Raw genomic sequence first — 21,579 nt, forward strand, 5'->3', positions numbered from 1 at the left:
GCCCACTGCGGCACACACCCCCGACATCCGTGAGCCAGAGGCGGATTACCGACGCGTGATTCGCGACGATTTTGACGTCCGCGGACTGGGGGGCGGATTACCAGGGCGTTACTCCGCGTGATTCGCGATGCCTCCGGCCGCCATGGGACGGAGTAAGGGATTACCGACACGTTACTCGGCGTGATTCGTGACGCCTCGGATGCCCATGGGGCGGCGGGCGGGATTACCGATGCGTTACTCGGCGTGATTCGTGACGCCTCCGACATCCACGGGCCGGGGGACGGGATTACTGGCGCGTTACTCCGCGTGAACCCGGTCCAGGCATGCTCAACCCGGTTGTTTCCAGCCGAGATACGAGGAGTCACGATGGCAACGCCCTTGAACGAAGCGGAAGCTGTGCTGCAAGCGGTGAGGGAGTCTGTTCCCCGGCTGCGCGAGAACGGCCTTGAGGCCGAGAACCAGGGCTGGATCCCGGACGAGAACATCGAACTGCTGGAGAAGGCGGGCGTCTTCCGCATCGCGGTTCCGAAGCGCTTCGGCGGCCTCGACCTCCCGGCGGCCGAGCAGGCGGCGATCGTCGCCGAGATCGGCCGCGGCTGCGGCTCGACCGGCTGGGTCTCCTGCGCGTGGGTCTCCAGTGCCTGGATCGCCACCCAGTATCCGGACAAGGCCCAGGAAGAGATCTTCGTCGACGGCTCCGTCCGCATCTCCGGCGGCTTCACCCCCACCGGCACCGCCGTCGAGACCGAGGGCGGGTACGTCCTCAACGGCAGCTGGCGCTTCAACACCGGCATCAAGGGCGCGGACTGGAACATCTACGCGGCGATGCTCCAGCGGCCCGGACAGGAGGACGCCGAGGTCTTCGCCATCGTCCCCGCCTCCGAGGTCTCCATCGCCGACGACTGGGACGTCACCGCCGCGTCCGGCACCGGAAGCTCCACCACCACGGTCAAGGACCTCTTCGTCCCCGCCCACCGCGTCGTGGACGGCATCGAGGTCATCGAGGGCCTCGTCGGCGGCCGCTCCAACACGGGTGCCACGGGCCGCAACTACGGCCTCACCGCCTACGTCATGGCCCTCTCCGTCCCGGTCTATTTCGGCCTCGCCCACGCCGCTCTCGAGGTCTTCCTCCAGCGCTTGCCGGGCAAGGGCATCGCCTACACCCACTGGGCCGAGCAGCGCGAGCACCCCTACACGCAGGTGAAGGTCGCGGTCGCCGCCAACAAGATCACCGCCGCCGAGGGACTCGCCGAGGGCTGGCTCCGCCTCATGCAGAGCGGAGCGGACTCCGGCGAGCAGCTCTCCGTCGAGCAGAAGGCCACCATGCGCGGCCAGTTCGGCTACGCCGTCCAGCTCGCGAAGGAAGCCGTCCAGGAGCTGCACGACATCAGCGGCGCCTCGATCATCGCCCGCACGGCGCCCTTCCAGCGCATTCAGCGGGACATCGAGGGCCTCTACCTGCACGGCCTGATGACCCCCGTCGGGAGCCTGGAGGCCCACGGCCGGGTCCTCGTCGGCCTCGACCCGAACACCGACTACCTCTAGATCCCCCGACGCGGGCCGGCCTTCCCCACCGGCCACCGCCCTCCCTGTGGTCCGCCGCCCCCACCGGCCACCGCTCCGTGTGGTCCGCCGCCCCCCCCGCCGCCCCCCACCGGCGGTCCGCACCGCGGTCCGTGCCGCCCGTACGCACGTCACCGCGCGACGGCACCCGCACGTCCATGAAGCCCTTTCCCTCCGGCAGAGAACGGAAAAGAGAACGGTGAACTCCGAGAAGTCGAGAACCGGCGCAGCAGACCAGGTCCGACAGCCCTCCCGCCGCAGCTTCCTGCGTGCCGGCGCCGCCCTCGGCGCCCTCACCGCCCTGTCGACGACGGCCTCCGGACTGATGGCCCCCTCCGCCGCGGCCGAGGAACAGCTCACCTACGACGTCATCGTCGTCGGCGCCGGCTTCGCCGGAATCAGCGCCGCGCGCGACCTCCGCGACCAGGGCTACAGCGTCCTGGTCCTGGAGGCCCGCAGCCGCATCGGCGGCCGTACCTGGACCGACACCTTCGCCGGTCACACGGTGGAGCTGGGCGGCACCTGGGTCGACCCCGTCTCCCAGCCGCACGTCGGCGCCGAGCTGACCCGGTACGGCATCGGCCTCGTCGAGGACCTGGCCCCGGAGCGCACCTTCCTGCCGACGCCCAGCGGCCCGCAGGAGTTCGCCCCGGCCCAGGGCTTCGGCAACCTCGGCCTCGTCTACGAGCGGATCTTCGAGGGCTCCTCGCAGTACTTCGAGCGGCCCTTCGAGCCCCTGTACCGCTCGGACCTCATCGGCGCCAAGGACCAGCTCTCGCTGCGCGCCCGGCTCAACCAGATGAACCTCACGCCGGCGGAGGAACTCCTCGTCAACGGCCAGACCGCCGTGTACTCGGGCGGCTCCAGCACCTCCGGCGCGCTCACCATGCTCGCCCAGTGGTGGGCGCTCGCCGGGCACAACAACGTCGGCTGGGAAGACACCATGCGCTACCGCATAGCCGGCGGCACGGCGGCCCTTCTCAACGCCATGCTGCTCGACGCGCTGCCTGTCCTGCGCCTCAACACCCCGGTCACCGCGGTCACCCAGAGCGGCAACTACTACTTCGTCTCCACCCAGCCCGGCAGCACCTACCGGGCCCGCGGTGTCGTCGTCGCCGTCCCCGCCAACGTGTGGCAGACCATCGCGTTCTCGCCGGGGCTCGCCGCCGCGCGGACGACGGCCACCACCCAGGGCATCGGCGTGACGACCGGCACCAAGCTCCTGATCAACGCGAGCAGCGCGCAGGGCCGGTTCTACGCCCAGGGCGCGGAGGGCGGCTCGCCGATCACCATGCTGATTCCGGACAAGCCGACGGCCGAGGGCCAGCTGTACATCGCCTTCAGCACCGATCCGACCTTCGACCCGAACAACCCGACGCAGGTCCGCGCGGCGGTCCAGCAGCTGGGCGCCGACGTCGACATCGTCTCCATCAAGGCGCACCGCTGGGGCAGCGACCCGTACTCGCGCGGCGGTTGGGCCTTCCGCAAGCCGGGGCAGCTCACCTCCCTCTATCCGGCGGTCACCCAGCCGACCGGGCGGCTCGCCTTCGCCACCGGCGACATCGCCAACGGCTGGAGCGGCTACATCGACGGAGCGATCGAATCCGGTCGTCGTGCCGCCCATGACGCCTCGGTGGGCATCTGACCAGGCCCGGCCTGTCCTGAAACAGCCGTTGCGTACCAGGGAATTACTCAGCGGTTACCGGCGGCTGAGAGGCATGCGCCTAGCCTCGTAGGCATCGCACCGCATTCCTGTGCTGTGTATTTCACGCTGTGCGCGTCAACGAGAAAGTTGTGCCTGTTCATGACCACCAATGCACATGCCGGCAATGACACCTCGATCGCCGTCATCGGCCTGGGCCTCATGGGCCAGGCGCTGGCCGGCGCTTTTCTGAAGTCCGACGTCTCCACCACCGTGTGGAACCGTTCGCCGGAGAAGGCCCGGACGCTCGTCGAGAACGGCGCCGTGCTCGCCGCCACGGCCGCCGACGCGGTCGCGGCGGCCCCGCTGATCGTCGTGTGCGTCACCGACTACGACGTGGCCCACACCGTTCTGGACCCGCTGGCCGACGCGCTGCGGGGGAAGACCGTCGTCAACCTCACCTCGGGTCACTCCGAGGGCGCGCGCGACACCGCGCGCTGGGCGGCCGAGCACGGCGTCAAGTACCTCGACGGCGCCATCATGGCGATCCCGCCGGTCATCGGCACCGAGCACGCCACGCTGCTGTACGCCGGTTCCCAGGAGGTCTTCGACGCGCACGAGGCCACCCTGGCGAGCCTCGGGCGAGCCACTCACCTCGGTGACGACCACGGCCTGGCCTCGCTCTACGACGTGGCCCTGCTCGGCATCATGTGGGGTGTCCTCAACAGCTTCCTGCACGGTGTCGCCCTGCTGGAGACCGCGAACGTGAAGGCCGGTACCTTCGCGCCGCTCGCCAACGACTGGATCGGCGCGGTCACCAACTTCGTCTCGGCCTACGCGGGCCAGATCGACGAGGGCAGCTACCCCGCCCACGACGCCACCATCGACACCCACTGGGCGACGATGGTGCACCTGATCCACGAGAGCGAGGCGACCGGCGCGAGCGCCGAGCTGCCCACGTTCGTCAAGGAGCTGACCGACCGGGCCATCGCCGCGGGTCGGGGCGGCGACAGCTACGCCGCCATGATCGAGCAGTTCAGGAAGCGCACCGCCTGAGGCTGCCGGCATCCGGGCCGACCGGTACCGCCGCACGCGGTACCGAGTCGGACGCGGTAAAGCTCCGGCGGCCACCCGTCACGGGTGGCCGCCGGAGCTTCGCGCGTGCCGGGAGGGATCCTTCGGGCCTCTCCCGGCTCTCGTCAGACCGTCTCGGGCGTCAGTGACACCGCCTCCGTGGGGCAGCATTCCGCCACGTCCATGGCGGCCTTGACGTCTTCCTCGCTTTCGAGCACGCCCTGGAGGACGGTGCCCTTGCCGTCCTCGACGCGGAACAGGGCCGGGTTCATGGCCAGGCAGGTACCGGCGCCGACGCACGCCGTACGGTCGATCGTGAGCGTCATCTTCATGGGGGTTCGTCTTTCCTGGTTCAGCGCGGTCTGGAACCGTGCAGGTCGACGGGGAGGGCGAGGACGCTGCGCAGCAGCCAGCTCTCCGCGTAACGGATCTCCTCGCGGGGCACGGAGAGCCGGGCGTTCGGGAACCGCTCGAAGAAGGCCGGGACGGCGATCCGGGACTCCAGCCGGGCGAGGGCCGCGCCCAGGCAGTTGTGCAGTCCGTGCCCGAGACCGAGGTGCCGGGGCCCGGTGCGGGTGATGTCCAGCCGGTCCGGGTCCTCGAAGACGTCGGGGTCGTGGTTGGCGGACTGGAGGGCGGCGATGACCGTGGCGCCCTTGGGTATGGTCGTGCCGAGGAACTCGACGTCCTGTGTGGCGAAGCGGATCAGGGCCACCGTCAGGGCGCCGTCGTAGCGGAGGAACTCCTCCACCGCGGACTCGGCGAGTTCCGGCCGTTCGGCGAGCGACTTCCGCTGGTCCGGGTGGTCCAGGAGGGCGAGGATCGCCGACCCGATGAGGTTCCGGGTCGTGTCCAGGCCGACCATGATCATGAGCGCGACCATGGCGATGAGTTCGTTCTCGTCGAGCCGGTCGTCGCCGTCACGGGCCTGGATGAAGACCGAGGTGAGGTCCTCGCCCGGGTTGCGGCGCTTCTCGTCGATGACCTCGCGCCCGTAGTCGACGATCTCCTGGTACGCGAGCGTCGATTCGGTCATGTGCTCGGGATCGACGACCAGCGCCTTCTCGATGGCGTGCAGGATCTGCCGGAACTTGTCCAGCGGGATGCCCATGACCCGGCCGATGACCTCCGCCGGCACCGTGGAGGCGAACTCCATGATGTCCGGGTTCTCCATGGCTTCGAGGCGGTCGAGGGCGGAGGCCACGATCTCCCGGGTCGGCTCTTCCCACAGTGCCGTACGGCGGGGGGTGAAGGCGCTCATGGCCAGCTTGCGCACCCGCGTGTGGTCCGGCGGGTCGAGGACCGAGAGGATGCGCTCGATGACGGTGCCGGAGCCGAACACCAGGCCGGACTTCTTGAAGTCCTCACCGGCCCACACGGTGGCGTCACTGCTGAAGTTCTGGTAGTCGCTGAGCAGCCGCTTCACGTCCTCGTAGCGGGACACCATCCACATGGGCAGGTCGCCGACGGGGAAGGTGAGCCGGTGCACCGGGGCGTTCTTGCGGAGCCACGAGAACGCAGGATACGGATCCTGGAAGTAGTCGTGGCCGAAAAGATCGGGCGCGAGCGCCGAGGATGTCATCGCTGACCTCTCCATCGGGAAAGTGGACTGGGCCGAACGCCGAACAAGTTCTCCTTGTGCTCCGAACTCTGACCAGAAGATACGAGGGGCTCTCAACGCCCCGTTCATGCGGCGGTAATTGGCCAACTACCCGGCCAGGTCCCGCCATCGGCGGCCTGTCCCGCCCACTCGGCCGACGCTCTCACCACCGAAGGCCGCTGAGTCCCGGACGAACGTGACCACCGTCTCCGCACGGTTCGCGCCACGGCACCCGCGAAGAGCGCCGCCGGACCACGCGGCTGCGGTACGGCCTCGGCGACCGAGGGATCGGCCGCCTCCTCGGCCCGTACCGTCGCACCGCCGACCGCTGGGAGCAGGACGTCCTCTCCGGCTCTGGCGACGCCACCCTCCACTCGCCCCGGACCTTCGGGCAGGCCGAGACCCGGCTCGCCGCCAGCACGCGCGCTCTCCACGAGACCGCCCGCGCGGCGGACCGCTACCGGGCCCCGGAGACCACGTCGTGGGCGCCCCTGTCGACCGGTTCGAACGGGTCGCCGACGCGACGCTCGCCCACGGCCTCGTCCGACCGGTACGGCCACGGGGCCGGGAGCGCCGTCCGCGGCCGACGGCGCCACCGGCGGTCTCCGGCCCCACCCCGGCTCAGGGCGGCCCGGACCCGGGGCCACCGGCCCGGCAGCGGGGCGGCCGACAGGGCGATCACCGCTATCGCGAGCGCGGCGACGGCGAGAAGCGCCATCGCCGTCCGGAAGGCGGGCAGCCAGTCCGGCGCGCCCGTTTCCGGTGTCGTGCCGCCGCCGGGCACGAGCCGGTGGAAGAAGACGAGGCCCGTCAGGGCGATGCCGAGGACGCCCGCCGCCTCCTGCGCCGTCCCGAGCACCCCCGCGGCCATCCCGGTGAGCCGCGCCCGCACCCCGGACAGCGCGGCGTCCGTCAGCGGGGCCATGAGCAGGCCCATCCCGGCGCCGGTCACGGAGAGACCCGCGACCAGTCCCCACGGCAGCCCGCCGGAACCGACCGAGGAGGCCGACCAGCCGATCAGCAGGAGCCCCGCCGCGAGGACCGTCCCGCCCAGGACCGCCAGCCGGCCGCCGAGCCGGCCCGTGAGCCGGCCCGTCTGCATCGAGGCCGCGAAGAAGGAGGCGTTGAGCGCGACACCCACCAGGCCCGCCGTCACCGGAGACATCCCCCGGCCCTCCTGGAGATAGAGGGACAGCACGAACGTCAGCCCCGCCGAACCGCCGAACAGCAGCGCGACGGAGACCACGCCCCGGGTGAAGCCGCGGTCCCGGAAGACCGCGGGATCGAGCAGGGGGCCGCGCCCCGCGGCGATCCGCCGACGCTGGTGCGCGGCGAACCCGGCGAGCAGCGGCAACGACAGCGCGAGGCTGAGCCACGTCCACGCAGGCCACCCCGTCTCGCGGCCCACCACCAGCGGCAGGACGAGCGCCACGAGACCGGCCGCGGAGAGCAGCGTCCCCACCGGATCGAGGCCCCCGCCGCCCCGCCGCCCCCGGCCGTCGGCCGGAAGCAGCCGGACCAGGGCGAGCGCGAGCACGCCGAGGGGGATGTTGACGAGGAAGGAGGCCCGCCACCCGAGCCCGCCCGGATCGACCGCGAGCAGCAGCCCGCCGACGGCCTGTCCGCCCGTACCGGCGACGCCCACGGTCGCCCCGTACCAGGCGAAAGCGCGGGCCCGGTCGGCTCCCTCGAACAACCGGCCCATCAGGGCCAGGACTTGCGGGGCCATCAGGGCGGCGGCGACGCCCTGCGCGATCCGCGCCGCCACCAGCACCTCCACCCCGGTCGCCAGACCGCAGGCCGTGGAAGCGGCCGTGAACAGCGCGAGCCCCACCGTGAACACCCGCCGGGGCCCGTACAGATCGCCCAGTCTCCCCGCGGTGATCAGCCCGATCGCGTACGCCAGGCCGTACCCGATCAGGACGGACTGCATGGCCGCCTGCCCGGCGCCCAGGTCCCGCCGGGTCGCCGGGGCCACGGCGTTGACGACGAAGAAGTCGAGCGTCGTCATGAACACCGCGGCGAGCAGCACGAGCAGCGCCCACCGACGGCTCCGCCCGGCGGTTCTGCGGCCGTCCGGTGTACGAGTCTCCGTACGCGGGGGCGTACGGAGGACGGAAGGGCGGGTGACCGACGGCATGCGGTCCTCCTGACGGGGGAGCGGACGGGCTGGGGAACGGCACAGGGGCAGCCCGGATGGATTCGGGCTGCCCTTGTGTGGTGGTACGAGGTGGTGCGAGGCGTCAGTGACCGGCGGGCACGTGCGCCTTCGGCGCGTCCGCGGCATCGGCGGCATCGGCTGCGGCGACCTGCCGCCGACCCGAGTCGCGGTTCAGCAGCAGGAGCAGCGCGGTCGCCAGACCGGCCAGGGCGAAGACGGCGGTGGCCAGGAACCCGGCCTGGAAGCCGTCGTTCAGACCCTTGGCGTCCGTCCCGGTGGTGTAGGCGAAGGCCACCGAGGAGGCGATCGCGATGCCGAGCGCGGCACCGATCTGGAAGACGGCGTTGTTGATGCCCGAGACCAGACCGGACTCCTCCGGCTTGGCACCGGTCAGCGAGGCGATCGACGCGGCCACGTTGGTGGAGCCGATACCGGAGCCGAAGATGACCAGACCGAAGAACAGGTCGCTCCAGTAGCCGCCGTTCGGGTCGATCCGGGTCAGGAGCAGCAGACCGCCGGAGAGCAGCGTCATGCCGACGATGGCGATCGGCTTGTAGCCGACCTTGGCGACCAGCCGGGCACTGACGTTGGCGCCGATGATCGACATGAGGGCGTAGACCGCGGTGCTCAGACCGAACTTGACGGCGCTGTAGCCGAGGACCTGCTGGGCGTAGAGCGAGGTGGTGAGCGCACCGCCGTACACCGCCATCGAGACGATGATCATCAGGATGTTGCCGCCGACCACGGTGGGGGAGCGGAAGATCCGCAGCGGGACCAGCGGGGCCTTCGACTTGCCCTCGACGAGGGTGAAGACGACGAGCAGCACGGCGGAGGCGATCAGCATGCCGATCGTCCGGCCGCTGCCCCAGCCGACGAGCGGGGCCTCGGAGACCGCGTAGACGAGGAGCGCGATGGCGGCCGTGACGGTCACGGCGCCGGCGGGGTCGAAGCGACGCGGACCGGGACGGACGGGGGTCTCCTTCAGCAGGCGCGGGCCGAAGACCAGCACCGCGGCGACCACCGGGACGTTGATGTAGAAGATCCACTCCCAGCCCGGACCATCGGTGATCGGACCGCCGATGAGCAGCGCCGCGGTGGCACCGAAGGCGCCGATGCCGGTCCAGATGCCCAGCGCCTTGTTGCGCTCGGCGCCCTCGGCGAAGGTGTGCATCAGCACGGCCATGGCGGTCGGCGTCATGACGGCGGCGGCCACCCCCTGGACGACGCGGGCCGTGATCAGCACCTCCTCGGTCCAGGCGAGACCGCACAGCACCGAGGCGGCCCCGAACAGGGCGGTGCCGAGCAGGAACATCCGCCGCCCGCCCAGCAGATCGGCGGTACGACCGCCGAACATCAGCAGACCGCCGAAGCTCAGCAGGTAGGCGCTCATCACCCACTGGACGCCGCCGGCCGCGAAGCCCAGCTCCGTCTCGATGGCGGGCAGCGCGAGCATGACGATCTGCGAGTCGACGATCACCATGAAGAACGAGGCGACCAGCAGGGTGAGTGCCAGCCATCTTCGTGGGTCGGGGGCGCTCTCCGGGCGGCCTGCGCCCTCCGCCTGGCCCCGCGAACCGGAGTTGCCGGGACGAGTGTGACGGGATTCGCGAGACATGGGGTCCTCGATTTCTCGATCTGCGGGTCTCCGACGTTCCCGAACCCCACCGGGGGGCCTGGCCGTTCGGAAGTCACCGCGTGCCGACCGCCGTTCCACTTTCTTCCACGACGGCTTTACGAGAACCACCCTGACCCCGGCTTCTCTCGGCGTTCTCATGGCGCGCTCCCGAACCGACTTCGGCCGCTCACGGCCTCTCACGGCGCCTCACGGACCCGCCCGTGAGCGGCGGACCCGCACCTCACGACGGCTGGGTTACTGTGCGGCCATGCGCTTTCGGGTACTCGGTCCTCTTGAGGTGTGGACCACGGACGGCAAGCCGGTCACCGTGGGGGAACCCAAGGTCCGCGCCCTCCTCGCCGACCTCCTCATACACGCCGGCCGTCCCGTCTCCACGGACCGGCTCCTCGACGACATGTGGGGCGAGGACCTCCCCGGCAAACCGGCCGCCGCCCTCCAGACCAAGGTGTGGCAGCTCCGCCGCACCCTGGAGGAGGCCGAACCCGGCGGACGCGCCCTCGTCGTCTCCCGCGCCCCCGGCTACCTCCTCGGCATCACCCGCGACATGACGGACGCAGGCCGCTTCGAGGACCTGACGGCGCAGGCGCACGCCACCACCGACCCCCGCCGCAAGGCCGACCTCCTCACCGACGCGCTCGCCCTGTGGCGCGGGCCCGCCTACACCGAGTTCGAGGCCGAGCCCTTCGCCCGCCGGGCCGCCCGGCGCCTGGAGGAACACCGCGTCTCCGCACTGGAGGAGCAGGCCGCCGCCCGCCTCGAACTCGGCGAACACCACCTGCTCGCCGACGAACTCGCCGCCCTCGCCGCCGCCCACCCGCTGCGCGAACGGCTCCACGCCGTCCATCTGCGCGCTCTCTACCGCGCGGGCCGCCAGAACGACGCGCTGGACGGATACACCCGGCTCCGCGAACGGCTCCGCGACGAACTAGGACTGGACCCCGGCTCCGAACTCACCGCGCTCCAGCGGGCGATCCTCCGCAAGGACCCGGCCCTCGACGCCCCACCGGCCCCGCCCGCATCACGGCCCGCCCCACCGGCCCCGCCCGCGCCCACCCGCCAGCGCGGCAACCTGCCGGCCCCCCTCACCGACCTCGTCGGCCGCGTCGACGACCTCGCCGCCCTCCGCGCCCTCCTCGGCGACGACTCCACCGCCCCGCGCACCCGCCTGGTCACCCTCACCGGCCCCGGCGGCGTCGGCAAGACCCGCCTCGCCCTCGAAGCCGTCATCCAGACCGCCGACGCCTACCCGGACACCTTCCCCGACGGCGCCTGGCTCGTCGAACTCGGCGGCCCCGCCGCTCACTCCGGGACCTCCGGGGGCGTTTCCGGCACGGCCCACGTGATCGCCGCCGCGCTCGGCATGCGCGACGACACGGTCCCCGCCGACCCCACCGCCGACGGCCGCCGCACCGACACCCCCGCCGACCGCCTCGCCACCGCCCTCCACGCCAAGCGAGCCCTGCTCCTCCTCGACAACTGCGAACACGTCGTCGACGCCGTCGCCGAACTCACCGGCACCCTCCTCGGCCGCGCCCCCCACCTGCGCATCCTCGCCACCAGCCAGGAACCCCTCGGCATCGCAGGCGAACACCTTCGCCCCGTCGGACCCCTCGGCCTCCCCGCAGCGGGCGACACCGGCCCCGAGGCCCTCGGCCAGGCCGAAGCCGTCCAGCTCTTCGTCTCCCGCGCCCAGGCCGCCGACCCCGGCTTCGCCCTCACCGCCGACAACGCCGAAGCCGTCGGAGCCCTCTGCCGCCGCCTCGACGGCATCCCCCTCGCCCTCGAACTCGCCGCCACCCGCGTCCGTACGCTAGGGGCCCGCGAACTCGCCGCACGCCTCGACGACCGCTTCCGGCTCCTCTCCGCCGGCCGCCGCGACGCCCCCGCCCGCCAGCGCACCCTGCGCGCGGTCATCGACTGGAGCTGGGAACTCCTCACCGCCTCCGAGCAGATCGTGCTGCGCCGCCTCAGCGTCCACGCCGACGGCTGCACCCTCGACGCGGCCGAAGCCGTCTGCGCCGGCGAAGGAGTGAAGGGCGAAGACGTCCTCGACCTCCTCGCCCGCCTCGTCGACCGCTCCCTCGTCGTCGCCGCCGACACCCCCGGCGGCGTCCGCTACCGGCTCCTCGAATCCGTCGCCGCGTACGGTCTCGAACGCCTCGACGACGCAGGCGAGACCGCCGCCGTACGCCACCGCCACGCCCGCCACCACCTGGCCCTCGCCGAAACCGCCGCCCCCCTGCTGCGCGGCCGCGACCAGCGCGCCTGGCTGGAGCGCCTCGACGCCGAGGCGGGCAACCTGCGCGCCGCCCTGGAGACCTGCCACCGCACCGGCGCCGCCGACGACGCACTGCGCCTCGTCATCGCCCAGTCCTGGCACTGGTTCCTGCGCGGACGGCTCGGCGAGGCCCTCCGCTCCTTCGACACCGCCCTCGCCGTCCCGGCCGAGGAGACCGACGTCTACCGCGCGCACCGCGCCGACGCCACCGTCCGCCGCGCCGCCCTCGCCCTCTACTCCGGCGACGCCGAAGGCCCCGCCGCGACCACCCGCGCCTTTCCCCTCGTCGAACACATCACCGACCCCTGCGACCGGGCCCACGCCCTCTGGCTGCTCTCCTTCAGCCTCTACGGCTCCGGTGACCTCGCCTCCAACCAGGACAGGCTCACCGCCGCCCTCGCCGCCTTCGAGGAGCTGGGCGACGCCTGGGGCAGGGCCGCCACCCTCGCCGTCACCGCCGGCCACGCCCTCATCCGCGGCGACTTCCCCGCCGCCTCCCGCGACGCGGACGTCAGCCTCGCCCTCTTCCGTGAACTCGGCGACCGCTGGGGCCAGTTGCGCGCCGGAGACACCCTCGCCTCACTCGCCGAGATCCACGAGGACTACGCCGAGGCCACCCGTATGCACCGCGAAGGCCTCCGCATGGCGGAAGAGCTGGGCCTGTGGACCGACGCCTCGTACAAGTGGTCCGGCCTCGGCCGCATCGCCCTCCTCACCGGCGACCACGCCGACGCCCTCCGCTTCCACGAGCGCGGTCTGCGCCTCGCCGTCGAGCAGGCCCACAAACGAGGCGGACAGTTCGCCGAAACGGGCCTGGCCCTCGTCGCCCGCCGCGAAGGACGGCTCGACGACGCCGAGGCCCACCTCACCAAATGGCTCGACTGGCTCCGCGCCGTCTACGGCGACCCCGGCACCGCCCTCGTCATGGCCGAGCTCGGCTTCATCGCCGAGCAGCGGGGCGACGCCGACACCGCGCGCGAGCGCCATCTCGTCGGCTACGCCGCCGCCCGCGGGACCGGTGACCCCCGCGCCCTCGCCCTCGCCCTCGAAGGCCTCGCGGGCACCCGCGCCCTCACCGGCCACCACACCCGGGCCGCCCGTCTCCTCGGCGCCGCCACCGCCGCCCGCGCCTCGGTGGGCCGCCCCCTGCCGCGCGCCGAAAGGGGGGACGTCGACCGCATCACCCGCACCGTCCGCGCGGCCCTCGGCGACACCCGTTACGCCGCCGAATTCGCCATCGGCCAGAACACCGACGCCTGCGATCCGGCCCTTCTCGAAGAGACGTGAGAGCGGGCGGCCCCGAAGAGACGCGGGAGCGGGCGGCCCCGAGCCGACCGGATACGGCCTACAGCTCCCCGCGCTTCGTCAGCCAGTTGAAGCAGATCCAGCCCGGCAGCACCGGAAGCCAGAGGGTGAGCAGCCGGTACAGCAGGACCGCCGGGGTCGCCACCTCCAGGGGCAGGCCCACGGCCACCAGGCCGAAGGTGAGCGCGCCTTCGACCGCGCCGACACCGCCGGGCGTCGGCGCCGCCGAGCCGAGCGCGTTGCCCGCGAGGAAGACGACCGCCACGCTCGCGTAGCTGACCGTCGCGGTCCCGTGCCCGAACGCCCGGATGGAGGCGTCCAGACAGAACACGAACGCGGCGGTGAGGAGCAGCATCCCGCCGATGCCGGTGACCAGCTTCACCGGCCGCTGGAGCACGTCCAGCATGCGCGGCACGACCCCGGCGAACAGCGACCGCAGCCGGGTCGAGACGAACTTGCGCATGAAGGGGATCGCCGTCACGACGAGCACGAGCACCGCGACCGTCAACAGACCGGCGATGACCGTCCTCGACGGGGTGAACGACTGCGTCTTCTCCGTCCCCGTCAGATAGCCGAAGGAGAGCAGCAGCAGGATGTGCGCCCCCAGTCCGAAGAGCTGCGAGGCGCCGACGCTCGCCACCGCGAGCCCCGGGCGCACCCCCGAGCGCTGGAGGAAGCGCGTGTTCAGGGCGACGCCGCCGACCGCCGCCGGGGCGACGATCTTCACGAACGAGCCGGCGACCTGCGCCACCACCGTCCGCCAGAAGCCGACCCGCTCCGGCACGAAACCGAGCAGGCTCATCGCCGCCGCCACATAGCTGCACGCGGCGAAGAGGACGGCCGCCGCCACCCACCGCCAGTCGGCCTGGCTGATCGTCGACAGCGGCGTCCGGGCGATCTGGGAGAGCAGGAAGTACGCGGCGACCGCGCCCGCGATCAGACTGACCAGGGTCCGCGGCTTGATCCGTTCGAGCCGTACGGGCTCCACCGGGGCCTGCGGGCGGATCAGCAGCACCTGCTGCCGGATCTGGGCCAGCAGGTCCTCCTCGCGGGCCTCGTCGAGCGCCTCGTCGAGAGCCTTCTTCTCGGCCTTCTTGTCCGCCTTCTTCTCGGCCTTCGTATCGGCCCGTACGGGGGTCCCGTCCGGGCCCGCCTCCGCCGCCCGCACCTTGGCCAGCTCCCGCTCGTGCTTGGCCGCCTCGGACGCGGCGAGCACGGCCTCCCGCTCGCGGGCAGACCGCTCCCGGGCCAGCTTCCGCAGCGTCGCGCGCGTGGAGCGGCTCAGCGCGATCGGCTGGAGCAGCGGCAGACAGTCGGCGACGGTGTCCGTGCCGAGCCCCGCGACGGCGGCGGAGACCGCCCGCTCGGCCCCGACCCGCAGACCGAGGGTGGTGAGCAGCTGGGCGACGTCCATCCGCAGGACCAGATCACCCGCCGCGATCTCGCCGCCCCGCAGATCGGTGAGGATCACCCGGCCGGAGCGGTCCACCAGGATGGCGTCCCCGGTGAGCCTGCGGTGGGCGATCCGGCGCGACTGGAGCGCCCGCACCTGCCGGAAGGCGCCGCGGACCAGCTCGTCGGTGATCTCGGAGTCGTCGAGGGAGTCCAGGCTGCGCCCGCCGATGTGCTCGTACACGAGCATCACGGCGTCCGGGCCGAGTTCCGAGGTGGCGATCAGCTTCGGCGCGTTCGCCCCGGCGGCGATCGCCGCGTACGCGAGGAGCGCCTCCTGTTCGAGGGCCTGGCGCAGCGAGACGATCGAGCGGCGGGTGGTGACCGTCCGCAGGGTCAGCCGCCGCCAGGCGCGGTAGAAGAAGCCGTGCGCCTGCTGTTCCCGGTCGACGACCGTGACGTCGAGCGGGGGGCCGTCCTCCAGGGTCACGATGTACCGGCGTCCCCGGTCACCGTTGTCGGTGGAGTCCGGTACCCCCTCGGCGCGCAGTGCGGTCACCGGCCGGAAGCCGACCCTGCGCAGTCCGGCGAGGAGGGTCTGTCCGGTGGGCCGGACATTGGGGGAGCCGACCGCGTACAGAGTGCCGTACGCCACCGTCCAGCCGATCAGGACGGTCAGGATGATCGAGAGGGCGGTGGTGTAGCCGGCCACCAGCATGGTGAACGCGTCGAGAAGGAGCACCACCCAGAGGGAGACCCGCCAGCGTGGCCTGCGGGCCATCCCCACGGCGGTCATGTAGGCGATCACCGGAGCGAGGTAGTTGTGCACCGGGTCGGTGAGTCCGCCGCCGGACTGCGGCTGGGTCAGCGCGTCCTGGATGGTGCCGGGTGCCGCCTGGGCCACCCAGAGGTCGGTGGCGAGGGTCACACCGTGCGCGAGGACGGCGGCGAGCACTCCGTCCGCGATCCGCAGCCCGTCCCTCTTGATCAGGCGCTCGATGGCGAAGGCGACGGGGACGAGCAGGACGGCGATGGAGGAGACCAGACCGGCGATCTTGACGAAGACGTCGGGCGCGCCGACGGCTCCCTTGTTGATGTCCTCCTCAAGGCCCGAGGTCGTCGCGTGGGCGAACGCGGCGACGGCGATGACCAGGGCGATCGCCAGCAGACCGGCCAGCAGCCGCATCAGGTCGGAGGGCCGGTGGACGCGGGCGGCGAGCAGCGGTTCGTCTCCGGAGACCCGCTCGGGCACGTCGGACCGGTCCTCCCCCGGAGGCTGAGTGTCCTGGCCCATCACCATGTCCGTCTCTGCATGTGTGTTCTGTCGATCTCGTTCATCCGTGCCCGCGCGCGCGGGCACGCGGTCTCGTATTCGTCGCTCTTGATCTCGTATCACCAGTCACCGCCCGCACGATGGTGGCATGAAGAACCGCCACACGGAGGCATCAGGGCCATGTCGGTGCGGTGAGGCAGGATGGGGCGGATGAGCATGGAGGAGCCGATGGGGGAGACCGGGGAACTGCCCGAGTACGCGGAACGGGTGCTCGACGTCGCCGACGGCATCCCGCCCGGCCGGGTGATGACCTACGGGGACATCGCCGAGTGGCTGGGCGAGGGAGGACCCCGCCAGGTGGGCCGGGTCATGGCCCTGTACGGCGGTACGGCGCCCTGGTGGCGGGTGGTCCGCGCCGACGGCACCCTCCTTCCCGGCAGCGAATCGCGGGCCCTCGGCCACTACCGCGAGGAGGGCACCCCGCTGCGCCAGTCCGGTCCGGCGGCCGAGGGCCATGTGCCGAGGGTCGACATGCGACGGGCCCGCTGGGACGGAACTCACACCTGAGGGACGCGCGCGGAGCACGGCCCGACGGCCCGGACCCGGGGAGGCGGACCGGAGACACCGTGCGGCGGGGCCCCGGAGCCCGACGGAGAGACACGGACCACGCCTCGGCCGCGGCCCGTTTCGCGTAACGTCGGAGGTCGCGTCCTCCGGGACGGCGTCCGTGCCTCCCGGGCCGGACCGCACCGCCGAAGCGGGCCCTGCGTCCCCCCGGACGGGCCGTACGCCCGCGTGGTCGGGCCGTACGCCCGCCACGGCGGACGGCCGCATCACCCGCACCACCACACCCACCAGGACCGGCGACCCACGTGAGTACCTCCTCCACCACCCGGCGTGTGCCGCCGTACCAGGGACAGCCGCACCCGGGAACGGGACGGCAGCGGACCCCGGGCGCGTACCGACTGGTGCGCACCACGCCGGCCCCGATGGATCCCCCTCAGCTGGACGCAGCCCAACGGGAAGTGGTTGAGCACACCACGGGACCGCTCCTCGTCCTCGCCGGACCCGGCACCGGCAAGACGACCACCCTGGTCGAAGCCGTCGCCACCCGCGTGGAACGGGGCGCCGACCCCGAACGCCTCCTCGTCCTCACCTTCAGCCGCAAGGCCGCCGTCGAACTCCGCGACCGCATGGCCACCCGGCTCGGCGGCCGCCGCCCCCCGCAGGCCACCACCTTCCACTCGTACTGCTACGCCCTGATCCGCGCCCACCAGGACGCCGAACTCTTCGCCGAGCCGCTCCGGCTGCTCTCCGGACCCGAGCAGGACCTCGCCGTCCGCGAACTGCTCGCCGGTCACATCGACCTCGGCAAGGCCGGACTCGGCAGCATCCGCTGGCCCGACGAACTGCGCGCCTGCCTCACCACCCGGGGCTTCGCCGACGAGGTCCGCGCCGTCCTCGCCCGCTCCCGTGAACTGGGCCTCGGCCCCGACGCCCTCGCCCGCTTCGCCGACCGCGTCGGCCGCCCCGACTGGAAGGCCGCCGCGGGCTTCCTCGCCGAGTACCTCGACGTCCTCGACCTCCAGGGCGTCCTCGACTACACCGAACTGGTCCACCGCGCCGTCCTGCTCGCCGGGACCGTCACCCTGCCCGCGTACGACGCCGTCTACGTCGACGAGTACCAGGACACCGACCCGGCCCAGGTCCGGCTGCTGCACGCGCTCGCGGGCGCGGGACCGCGCACGGTCGTCGCCTTCGGCGACCCGGACCAGTCCATCTACGCCTTCCGGGGCGCCGACGTGAACGGCATCCTCGACTTCCCCGAGACCTTCGGCGGCGCCGACGTACGCGTCCTGCGCACCGGCCGTCGCTCCGGCGCGGGACTGCTCGGCGCCACCCGGCAGCTCGCCCGGCGGATGCCGATGCACCGGCTCCCCGCCGACAAGGTCCGCGCCCACCGCGAACTGACCCCGAACCGGGACGGGGGCCGGGCCGAGGCCTACACCTACCCCACGGCCTCCGCCGAGGCCGAGAACATCGCCGACCTGCTCCGCCGCGCCCACCTGGAGGACGGCGTCCCCTGGCAGGACATGGGCGTCCTCACCCGCTCCGCCGCCGCCCTCCCTCCCCTGCGCCGCGCCCTCACCTCGGCGGGCGTCCCGGTGGAGACGGACGCGGCGGACACCCCCCTGCGCCACGAACCGGCCGTGGCGCCCCTGCTGCTGGCGCTGAGGGCGGTGGCGGGCGTGTCCGGGACGGCGGCCGTCCCCTCGGCCGTCCCCTCGGCGGTGCCTGCGGGGGCGGGGGGCGCGGGTTCCCCCGACGCGGGCCCGGTTCCTGCTGCGGGCCCTGTCCCCGCTTCGGGCTCCGCCTCGGACACGGGCTCCGCCTCGGATACGGGCTCCGCCTCCGTCGACAGCCCTACCCCTGCCGACAGCCCTACCCCTGCCGACGGCACCGCCCCCGCCGGATGGCTCCCCGTGGAGACCGCCCTCGAACTGCTCGCCTCGCCGCTCGCCGGGGTCGACCCGGCCGATCTGCGGCGGCTCGGGCGGGCGCTCAGGGACGAGGAGCGGGCCGGGGGGAACAAGGTCCCGCCGCCCTCCGACGTGCTGCTCGCCCGCGCCCTCGCCGAACCCGAGCGGCTCGTCGCGCACGAATCCGGCTACGCGCGCGGGGCCCAGCGCCTGGGCGACCTGCTGCGCCGCACCCGTACCCTCCTCGCCGACGGAGGCACCGCCGAGGAAGCCCTGTGGGTGCTGTGGAGCAACACCGGCTGGCCCGGCCGGCTCGAACGTGCCGCGCTCCGCGGCGGCCCCGCCGGACGCAACGCCGACCGCGACCTCGACGCCGTCTGCGCCCTCTTCGAGACCGCCGCCCGCGCCGAGGAGCGCGTCGGCGGCCGAGGCGTCCTCAACTTCCTCGAAGAACTCGACGCCCAGGACATCGCCGCCGACACCCTCACCCGCCGCCACACCCGCCCCGACGCCGTCCGGCTGATGACCGCCCACCGCTCCAAGGGCCTCGAATGGGGCCTCGTCGTCATCGCCGGGGTGCAGGAGGGCAGCTGGCCCGACCTGCGCCGCCGGGGCTCCCTCCTGGAGGCCGACCGCATCGGCCGGGACGGACTCGCCGAGCCCCTCACCCCCGGCGCCCTCCTCGCCGAGGAACGCCGGCTCTTCTACGTCGCCGCCACCCGCGCCCGCGACCGGCTCGTCGTCACCGCCGTGAAGGCCGCCGCCGAGGACGGCGACCAGCCGTCCCGGTTCCTCACCGAACTCGGCGAGGAACCGAAGGACGTCCCCGGCCGCCCCCGCCGCCCCCTCGCCGTCTCCGCCCTCGTCGCCGAGCTGCGCGCCACCACCGTCGACCCGGCGGCCTCGCCCCCCCTCCGCGAGGCCGCCGCCACCCGCCTCGCCGAGCTGGCCGCCCTCGCCGACGAGGACGGCCAGCCCCTGGTCCCTGCGGCGCACCCGGACCGCTGGTGGGGCCTGTCCGAGCCGACCCGCGCCCCGGCGCCGCTGCGCGACCGCGACCTGCCGGTGGCCCTCTCGCCCAGCTCCCTGGAGAACCTGGTCACCACCTGCTCCCTCCAGTGGTTCCTGGGCCGCGAGGTCAAGGCCGACGCCCCCGCCACGGCCGCCCAGGGCTTCGGCAACGTCGTCCACGTCCTCGCCGACGAGGTGGCCTCCGGCCGCACCCCCGCCGACCTCGACGTCCTCATGGCCCGGCTCGACTCCGTCTGGGACGCCCTCGCCTTCGACGCGCCCTGGAAGTCCGCCCAGGAGAAGGCGCACGCCCGCGCGGCCCTGGAACGCTTCCTGAACTGGCACGTCATGGACCGGGGCGGCCGCGCCCCCGCCGCCTCCGAGCACGGCTTCGACGTGACCCTGGAGGCGGGGGAGTACGAGGTCCGCATCCGGGGTTCCATGGACCGCGTCGAGACCGACGAGCAGGGCCGCGCGTACGTCGTCGACTTCAAGACCGGCAAGTCCGCCCCCACCCGCGACGAGGTCGCCCGCCACCCGCAGCTCGCCGTCTACCAGCTCGCCGTCCGCGAGGGCGCCCTCGACGAGGTCTTCGACGGGCGCAGGCCCGAGCCGGGCGGCGCCGAACTCGTCCAGCTCCGCCAGGGCGCCACGAAGAAGGAGGGCGGCGACGCCCTGCCCAAGGTCCAGGCACAGGAAGCGCTCGCCGGGGAGTGGGTCGGCGAACTGCTCGCCCACGCGGCGGGCCGGGTCCTCGACGAACGCTTCACCCCCACCACCGGCCAGCACTGCACGACCTGCTCCTTCCGCGCCTCGTGCAGCGCCCGCCCGGAGGGCCGCCAGGTCGTCGACTGACCGGGGTTGCCGGCTGGTCCCGTCGTCTGCTGTCCCGGGTTGTCGAATGGTTCCGTCGTCGGCTGGCCCGGGGCGTCGGGCGGCCTGGGGGAGGGACCCCGGCAGCGAGGGGGCCCGGCGACAGGGGACCCCGGCGGCGAGGGCTCCGCTCCCGCGCGTCCCCGGGCCCGCCCTCGCGCACGTACTCCCGCCCCCTGCGGGCGGACACGTCCACGCGCGCGTACCCCCGGGTTCCCCCGTGAGGCCGGGGCACGCACGCGTACCCCCGGATTTCCGCCGGGGACACGTCCACGCGCGCGTACTGCCGGATTTCCGCCGTGAGGCTGGCCCACGCACGCGTACCCCCGGACCTTCCCCGCGAGGCCCAGCCCGCGCGGTCGTGAGAGCCCGCCCCCCCGCGCGTACCCCCGGTGGAGTCGCGCGTACGCCCGCCCGGGGTGACCCTGGTGGACAAGGCTCGGGGAAACCGCGAGGAGGCTCGCATGGTGTCCCACCGAAAGCTCCGCGCCGCCGCCGTCGTCTGTGCCGTCGTCGTCGTGGCGGGTCCCGCCCCCGTGGCCGCGTGGGCTGCCCCGGCCACGGCTCCGGCCACCGCTCCGGTCGCCGCGCCGACGGCCCCGGCACCGTCGCCCGACCCGTTCGCCGGGCTCACCGCCGGCCAGATCGCCGATCGGGCGATCGCCGCGACCCGGTCGGCGACCTCGCTGCGCATGGCGGGCCGGGTGGTCACGGGCGGGCAGCCGCTCGACATCGACTTCGCGATCGACGGGCGCGGGCAGTGCGACGGCACGATGCGGATCAAGGGCGGTCTCGCCGAACTCCGCAGGACCGACGGGGCCACCTACCTGAAGGGCGACGAGGGCTTCTGGCACGCCTCCATGGCCTCCCAGGGCATGTCCCCGGCCCAGATCGCCGCCACCGTCGAACTGGTCAAGGGCCGCTGGCTGAAGATCACCCCCGGGCAGGCGGGCAGCGGCGACCTCGGCGGCGTCTGCGACCTGAGCGCCCTCCTCGGCGGCGGCACGGCACAGCGCCGCGCCCTGACCCGGGGCCCCGACACCGAGGTCGGCGGCGTCCCCGCCGCGACCCTCGTGGCGCGGGGGCAGGGCGGTACGACCACCACCCTCTCCGTCGCCCTGGAAGGCAGGCCGTACCTCCTGAGGATGACGAAGACGGGCGGCGGATCCCCCGGGACCCTGGTCTTCTCCGCGTACGGCAAGCCCGTCCACGTGGCCGTCCCGCCCGCCTCCCAGACCGTGGACCTGGCCCGGCTGGAGCAGGGAGCCACGCCCGCCTGACACCGCGGGAC

The 21,579-nt window shown here is 73.2% G+C and carries 12 protein-coding genes; 7 read left to right on the plus strand and 5 right to left on the minus strand.

The features are described from left to right. Window positions 1-366 precede the first annotated feature (366 nt). From BU197_RS00375 to BU197_RS00385, 3 genes are all read left to right on the plus strand, one after another. A complete protein-coding gene (locus BU197_RS00375; protein ID WP_188266111.1) occupies window positions 367-1,545 on the plus strand; it encodes an acyl-CoA dehydrogenase family protein in 1,179 nt (392 codons plus the stop codon). A 217-nt stretch (window positions 1,546-1,762) separates the two neighbouring features. Further along, window positions 1,763-3,208: a flavin monoamine oxidase family protein gene (locus tag BU197_RS00380; protein WP_317452240.1), complete on the plus strand. Its 1,446-nt coding sequence runs from the start codon at window positions 1,763-1,765 to the stop codon at window positions 3,206-3,208. Window positions 3,209-3,367: 159 nt separating this feature from the next. Then, window positions 3,368-4,261: an NAD(P)-dependent oxidoreductase gene (locus tag BU197_RS00385; RefSeq protein WP_188266112.1), complete on the plus strand. Its 894-nt coding sequence runs from the start codon at window positions 3,368-3,370 to the stop codon at window positions 4,259-4,261. 143 nt (window positions 4,262-4,404) lie between these two features. Here BU197_RS00385 and BU197_RS00390 read toward each other — a convergent pair whose 3' ends face one another. From BU197_RS00390 to BU197_RS00405, 4 genes are all read right to left on the minus strand, one after another. Then, on the minus strand, window positions 4,405-4,611 hold the full coding sequence (locus BU197_RS00390; RefSeq protein ID WP_188266113.1) for a ferredoxin: 207 nt from the start codon (window positions 4,609-4,611) through the stop codon (window positions 4,405-4,407). Window positions 4,612-4,631: 20 nt separating this feature from the next. Next, window positions 4,632-5,861, minus strand: a complete 1,230-nt coding sequence (locus BU197_RS00395; RefSeq protein ID WP_223183551.1) for a cytochrome P450 family protein — start codon at window positions 5,859-5,861, stop codon at window positions 4,632-4,634. 475 nt (window positions 5,862-6,336) lie between these two features. Continuing rightward, complete coding sequence (locus tag BU197_RS00400) at window positions 6,337-8,019, minus strand: MFS transporter (RefSeq protein WP_188266114.1); 1,683 nt, start codon at window positions 8,017-8,019, stop codon at window positions 6,337-6,339. Between the two features lie 103 nt (window positions 8,020-8,122). Further along, on the minus strand, window positions 8,123-9,655 hold the full coding sequence (locus BU197_RS00405; protein ID WP_223183550.1) for an MFS transporter: 1,533 nt from the start codon (window positions 9,653-9,655) through the stop codon (window positions 8,123-8,125). Window positions 9,656-9,923: 268 nt separating this feature from the next. Between BU197_RS00405 and BU197_RS00410 the strand changes: the two genes are divergently transcribed. After that, window positions 9,924-13,241, plus strand: coding sequence for an AfsR/SARP family transcriptional regulator (locus tag BU197_RS00410; RefSeq protein WP_188266115.1), 3,318 nt, complete (start codon window positions 9,924-9,926; stop codon window positions 13,239-13,241). 58 nt (window positions 13,242-13,299) lie between these two features. Here BU197_RS00410 and BU197_RS00415 read toward each other — a convergent pair whose 3' ends face one another. Beyond that, window positions 13,300-15,951: a lysylphosphatidylglycerol synthase transmembrane domain-containing protein gene (locus BU197_RS00415; RefSeq protein WP_188266116.1), complete on the minus strand. Its 2,652-nt coding sequence runs from the start codon at window positions 15,949-15,951 to the stop codon at window positions 13,300-13,302. 183 nt (window positions 15,952-16,134) lie between these two features. Between BU197_RS00415 and BU197_RS00420 the strand changes: the two genes are divergently transcribed. The 3 genes from BU197_RS00420 to BU197_RS00430 all read left to right on the plus strand — a co-directional run bounded on the left by BU197_RS00420 (window position 16,135) and on the right by BU197_RS00430 (window position 21,568). After that, window positions 16,135-16,491 carry an MGMT family protein gene (locus BU197_RS00420; RefSeq protein ID WP_223183548.1) on the plus strand — a complete coding sequence of 119 codons (357 nt, stop codon included), beginning with the start codon at window positions 16,135-16,137 and terminating at the stop codon, window positions 16,489-16,491. Window positions 16,492-16,796: 305 nt separating this feature from the next. Then, window positions 16,797-20,270, plus strand: coding sequence for an ATP-dependent helicase (locus BU197_RS00425; RefSeq protein ID WP_411158424.1), 3,474 nt, complete (start codon window positions 16,797-16,799; stop codon window positions 20,268-20,270). 482 nt (window positions 20,271-20,752) lie between these two features. Beyond that, window positions 20,753-21,568, plus strand: a complete 816-nt coding sequence (locus tag BU197_RS00430; protein WP_188266119.1) for a hypothetical protein — start codon at window positions 20,753-20,755, stop codon at window positions 21,566-21,568. Window positions 21,569-21,579: the final 11 nt, after the last annotated feature.

The sequence above is a fragment of the Streptomyces sp. CBMA291 genome, assembly GCF_014596525.1.
Taxonomy (GTDB): domain Bacteria; phylum Actinomycetota; class Actinomycetes; order Streptomycetales; family Streptomycetaceae; genus Streptomyces.

Excerpts from the sequence above, each read along its gene's own strand:
- BU197_RS00375 (WP_188266111.1), top strand. The coding sequence starts at position 367 with ATGGCAACGCCCTTGAACGAAGCGGAAGCTGTGCTGCAAGCGGTGAGG.
- BU197_RS00385 (WP_188266112.1), top strand. The coding sequence starts at position 3,368 with ATGACCACCAATGCACATGCCGGCAATGACACCTCGATCGCCGTCATC.
- BU197_RS00390 (WP_188266113.1), bottom strand. The coding sequence starts at position 4,611 with ATGAAGATGACGCTCACGATCGACCGTACGGCGTGCGTCGGCGCCGGT.
- BU197_RS00395 (WP_223183551.1), bottom strand. The coding sequence starts at position 5,861 with ATGACATCCTCGGCGCTCGCGCCCGATCTTTTCGGCCACGACTACTTC.
- BU197_RS00400 (WP_188266114.1), bottom strand. The coding sequence starts at position 8,019 with ATGCCGTCGGTCACCCGCCCTTCCGTCCTCCGTACGCCCCCGCGTACG.
- BU197_RS00405 (WP_223183550.1), bottom strand. The coding sequence starts at position 9,655 with ATGTCTCGCGAATCCCGTCACACTCGTCCCGGCAACTCCGGTTCGCGG.
- BU197_RS00410 (WP_188266115.1), top strand. The coding sequence starts at position 9,924 with ATGCGCTTTCGGGTACTCGGTCCTCTTGAGGTGTGGACCACGGACGGC.
- BU197_RS00415 (WP_188266116.1), bottom strand. The coding sequence starts at position 15,951 with ATGGTGATGGGCCAGGACACTCAGCCTCCGGGGGAGGACCGGTCCGAC.
- BU197_RS00420 (WP_223183548.1), top strand. The coding sequence starts at position 16,135 with ATGAGCATGGAGGAGCCGATGGGGGAGACCGGGGAACTGCCCGAGTAC.
- BU197_RS00430 (WP_188266119.1), top strand. The coding sequence starts at position 20,753 with ATGGTGTCCCACCGAAAGCTCCGCGCCGCCGCCGTCGTCTGTGCCGTC.